Here is an 11,886-nt window from a genome sequence, read left to right on the forward strand (position 1 = left end):
CCTTGTTCGGCGCGGCGGCTGAGGTCGTAACCCAGTTTTCCAACATCCGCCCTCCGACCGACAGCCAAACATCCAGCCATGCTTTGACCGAACCGTCCGCAATGCTGCCGCAACCTTGGCGGTAGAAAGAGACGGACGAAAGGAGCATGGCGATGAGGTTTCTGCTGATCGAGGAGCTGATGGCGCGCGTGCGAGCGGTGCTGAGATGGCCGGCCGTTCTGGCGGAACAGCAGATCGCCGCCGGGCGGATCGTGATCGATCCGCTTCATCTGGACGTGACGGTCAATTCAGCTCCCTTTGACCTCCCCCGTCGTGAGCTTCTGGTTCTCGTTGCGCTTGCCAAGCGCAAGGGCAAGACCGTCCTTCGCGGAGGGGGCACATCGCCCGCACTGTGGTTGCCGATCTCGCGCCCCTGGCGATTGCCGCGGGTTATGAAATTTCCTTCGAGAGTGACGTTGCGGTGCTCAAGCTGGACGGCAGTCCCGCTGCCCTGCCGCGGGCGATCGGCAATCTGGTGCGCAACGCCATCGACCACGGCGGCAATACCGGTACGATCGTGGTCTCCGTCTCAGGCGTGGGCGAGATTACAGTTTCCGATGAAGGGCCGGGGATACCAGCAGATCAGCGGGAGCAGGTCTTCGAGCCATTCTACCGCGTCACGCCGCGAAGCAAAGGCGCAGGCCTTGGCTTGAGCCTCGTCAAGCAGATCGTCGCCAGTCATGGCGGCCAGGTGACGATCGACGGTGCCCCGTCCGGAACCGCCGTCAGGATCCGGTTGTAAGATGGCACCAGCAAATACGATCCTGCCATCATTCAGAGGCAGGCTTGTAATGTTGCCGCAATCCTCGGCGCAGAATATCTGGGGCATTGTTATCCATGATGGAGGCCGAAACGTGTGCAGCAAACGACCATGTGAATTCAACCCGTCGCGTTTGTGGTGACAGGACAATGCCTCGATTGAAAATCGCAGGGGTCGGCCTGCCGCTTCTCCTCCTCATCTCCGGCTGCACATCCGTCCCCTTGAAAGAGGGCGGAACGCTGACTTCCTACAATCAGCTCAGTCCCGCCAAGGGTAAGTTCACCAAGTCGCGGACATTCGTGGATGCGCAAGGATTGGCGGCGGTAAAGACCGTCTCTATCCTGCCGTCCATCTTTTCCTTCGAGGCTGCCTCTCGCATCAAGACGGTGCAGGATCGATCGCTTGTCACGAACGCTCTGGACCGCGCCGTTTGTGTCGCACTCAGCGACAAGTATCAGCTGGTCCCTGCCGGTCAGCCGGCCGACCTGACCGTTCGGGCCGTCGTCACCGATATCGTGCCGACCAACAAGACCATGGCTGGCGTTTCCACCGCCGTTTCGCTTGGAAGCAGTGTCGCCCTGCCAGTCGGCATTCCGCGTCTGCCCGCCGGTCTCGGTGGCTTGGCGGTCGAAGCCGAGGCGCTTGACCCGATGGGGGCACAACGCGCGGCCGTTATCTGGTCGAAGGGCGCCAACTCCATCACCAACAGTGCACGCGTCTCCGAAGTCGGCGACGCCTACAGTCTTGCGGCCAATTTCGGCACGTATTTCTCGCGGATGCTGGTGGCGGGTAAGGAGCCGAAGGGGCTGGATCTTTCCCTGCCGTCCGGACAGCGCATGAAATCGGCAATGGGCGGCAAACCGAAATATGCAGCTTGCGATGCCTTTGGCCGCGCGCGCGGCCTGGCCGGCATGGTGGCGGACAAGTTCGGAGCACCTCCGCAGTGGACCGACAAAAAAGCCAAGGCCACTCCGCAATCCTGACTTTCAGACCAGCGCCGACGCCGTCAGACCCGACGTATACCCGGTCAGACTGCGTCGGCGCCGATCGCTGCCAGGCCGGCGCGTGCGACCTCGAAATCCTGATCACCGGTTCCCGAGCCGACGCCGATCGCAGCGACCAGCCGGTTGCCGAAGCGGATCGGCAGACCGCCGGGCAGCGAGGTGACGCCCCCTTGTGAAGCGATACCGGCGGCCGTGCCGAATTCGGCCGTCATCGTGCCCGTCGGTGCATTGATCGAGGCTGCCGTTCGCGCCTTGGCGCGGGCGGTATGCATGCTCAGATATTTCGCGCCGTCCATCCGGACGCTTGCAATCACCTCGCCGCTGACATCGACCAGAAAGATGCATTGCGGAACCTTGATGGCTTCGGCATGGGCGATCGCCGCGGCCAGGGCGGTCATGGCGCCCGAATGGGTCAATGTCAGGGTTTCTCGTGTTACAGCCATGGGTGTTTTCCTTTGGTGAAATCGGTTCAGCCGCGGCCAAGCGGCTGAAGAGCCTTGCCGCCGGCATCGAAGAGGTGACAGCTGGCCGGATCGACGGTCAGCCTGATCGACGCGTGCAGCGGCGTTGTATCGCCACCCTCGGCCTGAACGACCAGCGTCGTGCCGGGGATCAGATCGACATGAAGGATCGTCAGGCTTCCCAGGCGTTCGGCCAGCACGGCCTCACCGCCGAATTGGCCGGCCTGCGCAACGCGCAGATGCTCCGGCCGGATGCCGAGGATCGCTTCATCGCCTGGCTTCAGGCTTCCGGCGTCGACGGCGACGGTCAGCGCTGCACCATCGGGGAGCGTGACGGTCACGCCTTCCGGTCCGGCGGCAGTAATCTTCAAAGTCAGCAGGTTCATTTTGGGCGACCCGATAAAGCCTGCGACGAAGGTATTGGCCGGACGGTTATAGAGATCGAGGGGCGAGCCGATCTGCTCGATATGTCCCGCATGCAGGACGACGATCTTGTCGGCCATGGTCATGGCTTCGGTCTGATCGTGGGTCACGTAGATCATCGTCGCCTTGAGCTGTTCGTGCAGGCGCATCAGTTCCAGCCGCATGTTGACCCGCAGCGCCGCATCGAGGTTCGACAGAGGCTCGTCGAACAGGAATATCTTGGGATTGCGCACGATGGCACGACCGATGGCGACGCGCTGGCGCTGGCCACCGGAAAGCTCCTTCGGTCGCCGGTCGAGAAGATGCGCCAGTTGCAGCACTTCGGCTGCCTCGCGCACCTTTCGGGACCGCTCAGCGACCGGTATGCCGGCCACCTTCAGCGCAAAGCCCATATTTTCCGCCACGGTCATATGCGGGTAAAGCGCATAGGACTGGAAGACCATCGCAAGGCCGCGTTCCGAAGGGCCGATCTCGTTGGAGCGCACGCCGTCGATGGTCAGTTCGCCGCCGCTGATCTTTTCCAGACCGGCGATCATCCGCAGCAGGGTGGATTTGCCGCAGCCGGACGGGCCGACGAAGACGACGAATTCGCGGTCCTTGACATCGAGATTTATGCCCTTGATCACCTCGGCGGCTCCATAGGATTTGCGGACGTCGCGTAGGTTCAGCTCAGCCATGAATGGCCTCCTTTGGCCCGGCGGGCGTGGCCCCGGGCTGATGGTCCAGATCTGCTTCGGTGGCGGGAGGCATGGCCTCGCCTTCATCGCGGAGGATGAGGCTTGCGACCCCGATGAGGCCGGCATGGCGGCCCAACTGCGCCGGTACCACCGGTACGTCGCGATAGGCCGGCATGGCGCGGCTGCGGATTGTCGCCTCGATGGTTTCGCTCAACAGATCGAACCCGTTTGAAATGCCGCCGCCCATGACAATCACGTCCGGCGAATAGAGATGCAGAAGATTGGTAAAGCCGATACCCAGCCATCGCGCTTCCTCCGCCAGCAGAGACAGTGCCATCGGATCGCCCGCTCGCGCCGCATCGACGACATCGCGGCCGGTCACGGCTGCGTCGCAGGACAGGACACGCAGCCTCGAGCCATCTCCAGCCGCCGTCATGGCGGTCGCACGGCGGCCGAGTGCGGTACCGGAGGCGACGGCTTCGAAACATCCGACCGCGCCACAAAAGCAGCGGTCGCCCGTATCGGTAATGGTCATATGGCCGATTTCCGCGGCCAGCCCCCGCCGCCCGTGGATGATGCGCCGATCGGCAATTGCGCCGCCGCCGATCCCGGTCGAGACGGTGACGAAGACCAGAGAATTGGCGCCACGGCCGGCGCCGAAGCACCATTCGCCGAGCGCTGCGGCATTGGCATCGTTTTCGAGGCCGACCGGCAGGCCAAACCGGTCGCTCAGAATGCCGGCCAATGGCACGTCGTGCCAGCCGGACAAGGTCGGCGCACCGAGAACGATTCCCGCTTTCGGATCGAGCGGCCCCGGCGCTCCGATGCCGACCCCGGCGACAACGGCGTCGGGCACCTCCCTGCGGACCGTTTCGGCCAGCATCTCGATCTGGCCGACAACCGCCATCACACCTTCCCTGGCAAGCGTCGGAACCGATGCGAATGCCAGAAGCCGGCCCTCGCCATCGACGAGCGCGGCGCGAAGCTCCGTTCCGCCCAGATCAAAGGCAAGAGCGACCCTGGTCATCAGTTTTTGGTCTCCAGCGCGTGCAGCCAGGCGATGCGGCTGGCCAGATCCTTGTCGCCGAAGGCGAGAGAGCCGAGCACGACAGTTTCGGCGCCGGCGCCGCGCAGCAGCGGCACGGTCTGTTCGCGGATGCCGCCATCGGCAGCCAGAATGATGTCCTGCTCGCGGCCTGCCTGTTTCAGCAGGGCACGCGCTTCAAGCAGCCGGTCGCAGGCCTTTTCCGAGAGGCTTTGTCCCTTGACCCCGATCGACGTGCCCAGAAGTGTCACGAAGGCGACATGCGCCAGAAACGGCACAACCTCGGCGACCGGCGTTTCCAGACGCAGCACGACCCCGGCCTCGGCACCGAGTTCCCGGGCCAGCTTGACGGCACGCAGGCCGGCCTCGCCATTCTCGGCATGAACGCTGATCAGATCGGCGCCGGCTTCGATGAATTGCCGCGTCTGTTCCTCGACGATTTCAGCCTCGACCATCAGATGCACGTGGATCGGCTTGGCTGTTAGCTTGGCGATGCGGGCGACGAAATCCGGGAAAAACAGAAAGCCGGGTGTGAAGCGGGCATCGGCGACATCGATATGATGTAGATCGACATGCGCTTCGATACGCTTCAGATCGGTCTCCATATTGGCAAGATCCGCCGACCAGAGCGAGAATTCGCCGAGCAGCCGGTCGCGCGGGAGGGCAGCGATGGCGGCCGGGCCGGAAAGGGGTGTGGACGTCATGGTGTAACGAGGCTCCGGTTCTTGAAATGGGTCATGAGGAAGTGGTCGATGGCTTCGCGGGTCTCGGCCAGATGCCGGGTCTTGTCGGTCGCCTTGGCGGCAACTTCGACGAACCGGGCATGCGGAAGGGTGTCAGCCAGCAGCCGGGCCGAATCGAGCGGATGAACGGCGTCCTGCGCATTGCCGATCACCAGCGCCGGCAGCGACAGCGCGGCGGCATTCGCCTTTGAAACGCCCGGTCCGTCGGCGGCGATCCCGGCGAGTACGCCGGCGAAGGGCACGGCGTTCGGCCGATCGAAATAGCCCAGCAGGGATGCGAAATTATCGGGGGCCTCGACGCTCAGGCGCCGGGCGGTTTCAGAATGGACGAACAGGGCGCGTGCCCGCTCAAGTGGGTTCGACCGGATCAGCTCCGCGATCTCGCGAATGGGCGCCATGTTCACGGGCGAGACCGCAAACGTCCAGGCGGGGCGGACCAGAATGAGCCCGGTCACCCGGTTCGGAAAGGCATGTGCGAGATGAAGCGCGACCGCTGCGCCCATCGAGATGCCACCGGCAACGAATTGCCGGATGCCCTGCCGGTCGGCAATGGCAAGCACGTCGTCGGCAAACATCGCGATCGAGAAGTCGGGTCTGGTGCCCAGGGATGAGCCGCCGTGCCCCCGGCATTCGACGGTGAGCCTGCGCCACTGGCCGGACCCATCGGGAAAAGCCTGCGCAACCTGTGCCTCGTCTCCGCCGAGCCCGTGCTGAAACACGACCGGCTGGCCTTCGCCGCCGTCAAAGACGCAAAGTTCGGCATCATCGCGCTGAAGGTCGGCAACACGGGCCATCAGATCAACCCTTTCAGGAAGGCGGCGACATCGGGCGCTTCCTCCGCCGACAGGCCGTGAGTGATGAGTGGACCGTCAAACCCCGTCGCCTTCAAGCGGGCGACGAAATCGGCGAAGTCGATGACGCCTTGCCCGGCGGTGGCAAAACGTCCGTCCACATGGCGATCCTTCGCGTGGGCCATCGCAATGTGGCCGGCGGATGTTTCGACCGCATCGGCAACGATCGTAAGGGCCTCGTTCTTGGTTGCCCGCTCGAACAGATTGGCCGGGTCCAGCACGATGCGCAGATGCTTCGAGCCCATCTCGGCGATCAGCCGGACGGCATCATCGGCGGAGGTGACGATATTGGCCTGCTCGGGTTCGATACCGAGATCGACGCCATGCCGCTCTGCGATTACGAGTGCCTTGGCCATCTCGGTCGCCATATCCGCCCATGCCGATGGATCGGCATTGTCGGGATGGTGCGCCCATTGATCGGCGGCATTGCGGCTACCGGTGCACAATGTCACCAGCGGAATGGAGAGGACAGCGGCCGCCTCGATCACGACGGCAAGCTGGCGCAGGCCGCTGTCGCGCACCGCCTTGTCGGGATGCGCCATGTTGTAGGTGCCGGACAGTGCTGCCAGCGATACGCCGGTCTGTTTCGATGCCGCCTTTATCGCTGCGATGATGCCGGGAGAGACCGTATCGGGCATCGAAGGCAGGCCGGCGCAGGCCAGATTGAACTGCGTCGTCGCAAAGCCGCTTTGCCTGACCGATGACAGCACGCTCAACGGGTCCGATCCGGCAAAGGTCTTGGCGAAAATCCCGATCTGCATCAGACCGACCCCGTCACGGAGGCAAGCTCGACACGCTCGCCGGCTTCCACCGAGCGGGCGATAGCGACCATGGCGCGGATCGATGCGATGCCGTCTTCGATGTCGGCCCCGCGCATCGGTGCGCCGGTCAGAACCGTGTCGGCAAGCCCTTCCAGCTGGCGGCGAAAGAAATGGCCGTCGGCGCCCAGCGGTTTGCGGGTCGTTGCATCTCTCTCATGGAAGATTTCGACTTCGCTGGCCCGCAGGTACCAGGGGTTGAAGGTCTTGGCGAGGACGGAGCCGTTTTCGCCATAGAGCTGGAAGCCCTCGTGCCAGTCCATGCGCACGGCGACGGTCAGGTCGAGATGGCCGAGTGCGCCATTGGCGAATTCGGTCTCGACGAACCAGCAATAGGCACCGGCCCGTTCCAGAAGGCGCGCCCGCACCGCGACGATCTCGCCGCAGAAGAAGCGGGCGGTATCGACCAGATGCGAGCCATGCGCCAGCATGAAATATTGCCGCAGGTCGGCCTTGGGATTGCCGGCCGGTTTCTTGGCCAGCTTGCTGGTGATCGGCAAAGGCTGCACCGCGTCGGTGTTGGTGTAGCGATGGGTGGAATCGCAATACCAGGCTTTCATGGCAAAGATGTCGCCGATGTCGTTGCGCACGAAGTCGTGGGCCGCTTCCAGCGCCGGATCGAAGCGCTTCATGTGGCCGACCTGCAGCACCTTGCCGGAACGTTTCACCGCATCGGCGAGTTCCCGGCCTTCCTCGATGGTCACGCCGGTCGGCTTCTCGCAGAGCACGTGCTTGCCGGCATTGAGCGCCCTGATCGACATCGGCACGTGATAGGCATCCGACGTCGCGACGATGACGGCTTCCAGCTCCGGATCGGCCAGCATGGCATCGTAATCGGCATACATCTTCTGCGGTTCGTAGGTCGCACCCATCCGCGCCAGAAGATCGGGCGCCGCATCGCAGATCGCATACAGGTCCGCATTGCGGGCCTTGACGCAGGATTCCAGATGCGCGAACTGGGCGATCGGTCCGCAACCCAGCACGCCAACACGCAGACGCCGGCTTTCCTTTTCAATCATCGTCTTCTTCCTCAGGCGCCGTAGCCGCGCATCGTTTGGCGATTGATTTTCACGGCGGCAGCCGGGTCAGCCGCCGCGGTGTCGGATTCTTCTTCCAGGACCAGCCAGCCGTTGAATTTCGGTGCGGCGGCAACGATGTCGATGACGGCCGGCGTGTCGCAGACGCCCTTGCCGAGCATGGCCCATTTGCCGCCGGCATCGACATCCTTCAGGTGCAGGTAGCGAATGCGATCCTGATAGGTTCGCAGCGTGTCGAGAATGTCGGCATGGCCGCGCAGGATATGGCCCGTGTCCGGCACCCAGCCGACCAGATCCCCGTCGAGCAGGGCAAAAATCCGGTCGTAGTCGGCGCGGTCAAACAGCAGCGTATTGTGGTGCGAGCTCGGATGGACTGCGACATCCACGCCCGACTTTTTACCCAGCTCACCGGCCCGATTGTAGAATTCGGCAGCGATGGCAAACTTGTCGTCGCGCGGGCCTTCGGAAACAACGGTCGCCGAGCCGATCGACACCATCGCGCCGGGGAATTCGGCGGCGAAATCGATCCAGCGCTGCGTCGCCTCAAGATCTGTGCCGATCTCTTCCTTTACCGTGAAGCCGCTTTTCGAGCCCATGGCGAAGGAAACGAGCGTGAGGCCATTGTCTTTCAGGGCAGCGGCGAATTCGGCCGGCTTGCCGGCATAGTGGCCGATCATCGTGTCGGTGATTTCGATACCGCTATAGCCGCCCTGAGAAATCGCCCGCAGAAGATCGTCGGGGCCGCCGGCAAAGGCGTTGCCGAGCATTTCCCAGGTAAACGTCTGGCAGCCGACTTTGAGGTCCTTGGTCATAGGCTTATTCCTTGATTCCGCCCTGTGTCAGGCCTTCGATGATGTGCCGCTGGAAGAAGAGAACCAGAATGATGAGCGGCACGGTGACGACGGCTGACGCTGCGGCAATATCGCCCCAGGGCACGTAGTAGAGGTTGGTGAAGTTGGCGATGCCGACGGGAATGGTCTGGCGATCGATGTTGGAGGTAAAGGCAAGCGCAAACAGGAACTCGTTCCAGGCGGTGATGAAGGCCAGCAGCCCGGTGGTGACGAGACTTGGCAGCGACATCGGCAGGATGATGTGCCAGAGCAGGCCGATGACGCCGACGCCGTCCATGCGGGCGGCCTCGTCGATTTCCTTCGGCAGCGTTTCGAAATAGCCGAACAGGACCCAGGTGACGAGCGGCAGGCCAAGCGCCAGATAGGTGATGATCAGCGCCGTATAGGTGTCGAGCAGGCCGAGATTGGCAGCCAGCAGGTAGAGCGGTCCGACCAGCGCGATCTGCGGAAACATCGACACGGAGAGAATGACCATGAGGATGCCGAAGCGGCCCTTGACGTTCAGCCGCGACAGCGCGAAGGCGGCGAGCGACCCGACCAGCAGACACAGGAACGTGGTTGCCAGCGATACGACCAGCGAATTCCAGACGTAACGATGCAGGCCCTTCTGCACGAAGGCATTGTAATAGTGCTCGAGCGTGAAAGGATCGGGAATGAAGGACGGCGTTTCGGCCGTCAGGGCCTTGTCGAGCTGGAACGAGGTCGAGAATTGCCACAGGAAGGGGCCACCCGACCAGATGAGGATCAGGGCCGCGCCGAAATAGATGGCAATGCTTTGCAGCGGGGAGCGTGTCTCGTTCATGTCGTCCTCCTGATCTGGCGGACGAGGTAAAGACAGAAAGCAAGTGCGATCAGGCCTTCGGTGATAAACATGGCGGTGGAGACAGCCGAGCCGTAACCGAATTGCAGCGTCGAGAAGAGCACTTTGTAGGACAAGGTGGACAGCGTTTCGGTGCTGTCGGCGGGGCCGCCGCCCGTCAGGACGTAGACAAGGTCGAAGACGCGGAACGCATCGAGCGCCCGGAACAGACCGGCGATCAGCAGCGTCGGCATCAGCAGCGGCAGCCGGATGTTCCAGAAGATCACCCACGCCTTTGCACCATCCATGCGCGCCGCCTCGACCAGCGATTTCGGCACGGTCTGGAGGCCGGTCAGGAGCAGCAGCGCCATGAAGGGCGTGGTCTTCCACACATCGGCGATGATGATGGTCGTCATTGCGGTATCGGGAGAGCCGTACCAGTTGACGTTCTGGTCGATCAGCCCGAGATGCAGGAGTACGAAATTGATGATGCCGTGCTGGCCGTCGAACAACCATCCGAACATCTTCGAGGTTACGACAGTCGGCATGGCCCAGGGAACCAGCATGGCGGCGCGCACCAGGCCGCGCCCGCTGAATGCCTCGCACAGGATCAGCGCCATGGCCAGGCCGATGAGCGTCTCAAGGGTGGTCGAGGCGAACGTGAACCAGATCGTATGCCACCAGGCATTCCAGAACAGCGGGTCGTTCCAAAGCTCGACATAGTTGGCAAAGCCGGTGAAGTCATTTTCCTGGCTGATCAGCGATGTGTTGGTCAGGGAAAGATAGAGGCCATTGACGATCGGATAGAAAGAAACCGATGCCAGTGCCATGAAGGCTGGCAGCAGCAGGAGCCAAGGCCAGAGGGCGCTGGGTAGCGCCCTCCGGGCCCGGAGCGGCCCACCGTCGGGAGGGAGAGTGGCCGCCTGTGACAACATCAGCCGACAATCTTGTTGATCTGCTCGGCGCATGCGGAAAGCTCCGCCTGCACGTTGCCGGACACCAGGGCCTTTGAAATTCCGGATTGCAGCGCGAGCGTCACTTTTGCATATTCCGGGGTGATCGGGCGGCCCGTCGCGCCTGTGAAAACGCTTTCGAGGCTCGCCATAAACGGCTGTTCCTGCTTGATCTTTGCATCCTTGAACAGGGCAGGGCGCGTCGGCGCCAGGCCGAAGTTCAAGGCGATCCGCTGCTGGGTTTCCGTCGATGACAGCCAGGTCAGGAACTCGATTGCCGCTTCGCGCTGCTTGGAGTTGGCATTGACGCCGAGCTGGTAGCCGCCAAGGCAGGCTGCACTCTTGCCGCCTGCAAAATGCGGAAGCGGCGCGACGCCGACCTTGTCGACGACCTCGGATGCCTTGGGATCCTGAGCGATCGGATAGACATAGGACCAGTTGCGCATGAACATCGCCTCTCCCGACGTAAATGGCTGGCGTGACGGCTCCTCATCCCAGGACAGCACGTTCTGCGGGCTGATCTTGGTCTTGTTGATGGTATCGTAGAGGAACTGGATGGCATCCACGGCCGGCTTGTCGCCGATGAGCGATGACTTGCCGTCGGCCGCAAGGATAGAGCCATTGTTCGAGGTGATGATTTCAACCGCGTCGCAGACCAGAACTTCTGCCTGCTTTCCTTGCCAGAGATAGCCGAACTTGGCATCGCCTGCCGCCTGTGCAGCGGCTGCGATCGTTGCCATCTCGTCCCAGGTTTCCGGCACCTTGGCGCCGTGTTTTTCGAGGATGTCCTTGCGATAGTAGAACATGCCGGAATCGAGGAACCAGGGCAGGGCCGTCAGCTTTTCCTGATAGGTGCACGCTGCGACGGTTCCGGCAAAATAGTCTCCGCGCTTGTCGGCCGGGAAATACTCATCCAGCGGCAAGGCCCAGCCGGCGGCGGCAAAGCCGGCAATCCAGATCACGTCCTGGCTGAAGACATCGGGAGTGCCGTTGCGGCGGGCCAGCTGCTGTACCAGCCCCTGATAAACCTCTGTCGAGGAGCTCGGTGGCGGCAGTTCGATATAGGTGACGGTGACGCGGTCCTGCGATTCGTTGAATGTCTTGCAGAGATCACCAAAGGTCTCGTTTCCGAAGAATGCGGCGCTGGCGAAGCTGATTTCAGCCCGGCTTTGCGCGCGGGCGGTGCGGATGCCAAGGCCGGATCCGACGGTGAGTGCAGCAGCTCCGGCCGCGACGCCGGCGGCACCAAGCAGGAATTTGCGGCGATCCGCCATCGTAACATGCCCGACAGAAGACGCACCGCCGAGCGGTTTTTTAATATCAGTCATTGTTTTCCTCCCAAGGAAACTGGCGGCCTCCATACCGATCCAGCTTGCCGTATGTGTCATTAAAATTTGTCGCGCGTCAATAAATAAAATGCTTTAT

Annotated in this window: 12 protein-coding genes and 2 pseudogenes; 3 read left to right on the top strand and 11 right to left on the bottom strand. The window is 62.6% G+C overall.

What is annotated here, in order from left to right; all coding sequences use genetic code 11:
• Positions 1-164: 164 nt before the first annotated feature.
• From ADU59_RS29670 to ADU59_RS15830, 3 genes and pseudogenes are all read left to right on the top strand, one after another.
• Positions 165-368: pseudogene (locus tag ADU59_RS29670) on the top strand (DNA-binding response regulator); the annotation flags it as partial.
• A gap of 11 nt (positions 369-379) precedes the next feature.
• Positions 380-781: pseudogene (locus ADU59_RS15825) on the top strand (sensor histidine kinase); the annotation flags it as partial.
• A 167-nt stretch (positions 782-948) separates the two neighbouring features.
• A complete protein-coding gene (locus ADU59_RS15830) occupies positions 949-1,782 on the top strand; it encodes a DUF3313 domain-containing protein (RefSeq protein ID WP_068955094.1) in 834 nt (277 codons plus the stop codon).
• A 44-nt stretch (positions 1,783-1,826) separates the two neighbouring features.
• Here ADU59_RS15830 and ADU59_RS15835 read toward each other — a convergent pair whose 3' ends face one another.
• From ADU59_RS15835 to ADU59_RS15885, 11 genes are all read right to left on the bottom strand, one after another.
• Positions 1,827-2,246 carry a GlcG/HbpS family heme-binding protein gene (locus ADU59_RS15835; RefSeq protein ID WP_068955095.1) on the bottom strand — a complete coding sequence of 140 codons (420 nt, stop codon included), beginning with the start codon at positions 2,244-2,246 and terminating at the stop codon, positions 1,827-1,829.
• Positions 2,247-2,272: 26 nt separating this feature from the next.
• On the bottom strand, positions 2,273-3,364 hold the full coding sequence (locus ADU59_RS15840; protein ID WP_068955096.1) for an ABC transporter ATP-binding protein: 1,092 nt from the start codon (positions 3,362-3,364) through the stop codon (positions 2,273-2,275).
• Positions 3,357-4,391 (bottom strand): ROK family protein, encoded by a 1,035-nt coding sequence (locus ADU59_RS15845; protein WP_083198293.1) that lies wholly within the window; start codon positions 4,389-4,391, stop codon positions 3,357-3,359. Before ADU59_RS15845 ends, ADU59_RS15840 begins: the two co-directional genes overlap by 8 nt.
• Positions 4,391-5,113, bottom strand: coding sequence for a ribulose-phosphate 3-epimerase (locus ADU59_RS15850; protein ID WP_068955098.1), 723 nt, complete (start codon positions 5,111-5,113; stop codon positions 4,391-4,393). The genes ADU59_RS15845 and ADU59_RS15850 overlap by 1 nt, the downstream gene beginning before the upstream one ends.
• Positions 5,110-5,946 carry an alpha/beta fold hydrolase gene (locus ADU59_RS15855; RefSeq protein WP_068955099.1) on the bottom strand — a complete coding sequence of 279 codons (837 nt, stop codon included), beginning with the start codon at positions 5,944-5,946 and terminating at the stop codon, positions 5,110-5,112. Before ADU59_RS15855 ends, ADU59_RS15850 begins: the two co-directional genes overlap by 4 nt.
• Complete coding sequence (locus ADU59_RS15860; protein WP_068955100.1) at positions 5,946-6,764, bottom strand: sugar phosphate isomerase/epimerase family protein; 819 nt, start codon at positions 6,762-6,764, stop codon at positions 5,946-5,948. Before ADU59_RS15860 ends, ADU59_RS15855 begins: the two co-directional genes overlap by 1 nt.
• On the bottom strand, positions 6,764-7,840 hold the full coding sequence (locus ADU59_RS15865; RefSeq protein WP_068955101.1) for a Gfo/Idh/MocA family protein: 1,077 nt from the start codon (positions 7,838-7,840) through the stop codon (positions 6,764-6,766). The genes ADU59_RS15860 and ADU59_RS15865 overlap by 1 nt, the downstream gene beginning before the upstream one ends.
• A gap of 11 nt (positions 7,841-7,851) precedes the next feature.
• Positions 7,852-8,670, bottom strand: coding sequence for a sugar phosphate isomerase/epimerase family protein (locus tag ADU59_RS15870; RefSeq protein WP_068955102.1), 819 nt, complete (start codon positions 8,668-8,670; stop codon positions 7,852-7,854).
• A 4-nt stretch (positions 8,671-8,674) separates the two neighbouring features.
• A complete protein-coding gene (locus tag ADU59_RS15875) occupies positions 8,675-9,511 on the bottom strand; it encodes a carbohydrate ABC transporter permease (RefSeq protein WP_068955103.1) in 837 nt (278 codons plus the stop codon).
• On the bottom strand, positions 9,508-10,338 hold the full coding sequence (locus tag ADU59_RS15880) for a carbohydrate ABC transporter permease (protein WP_244506448.1): 831 nt from the start codon (positions 10,336-10,338) through the stop codon (positions 9,508-9,510). Before ADU59_RS15880 ends, ADU59_RS15875 begins: the two co-directional genes overlap by 4 nt.
• A 104-nt stretch (positions 10,339-10,442) precedes the next feature.
• Positions 10,443-11,789: an ABC transporter substrate-binding protein gene (locus tag ADU59_RS15885; protein WP_068955104.1), complete on the bottom strand. Its 1,347-nt coding sequence runs from the start codon at positions 11,787-11,789 to the stop codon at positions 10,443-10,445.
• Positions 11,790-11,886 lie beyond the last annotated feature (97 nt).

Source organism: Pararhizobium polonicum (assembly GCF_001687365.1).
Lineage (GTDB): Bacteria > Pseudomonadota > Alphaproteobacteria > Rhizobiales > Rhizobiaceae > Pararhizobium > Pararhizobium polonicum.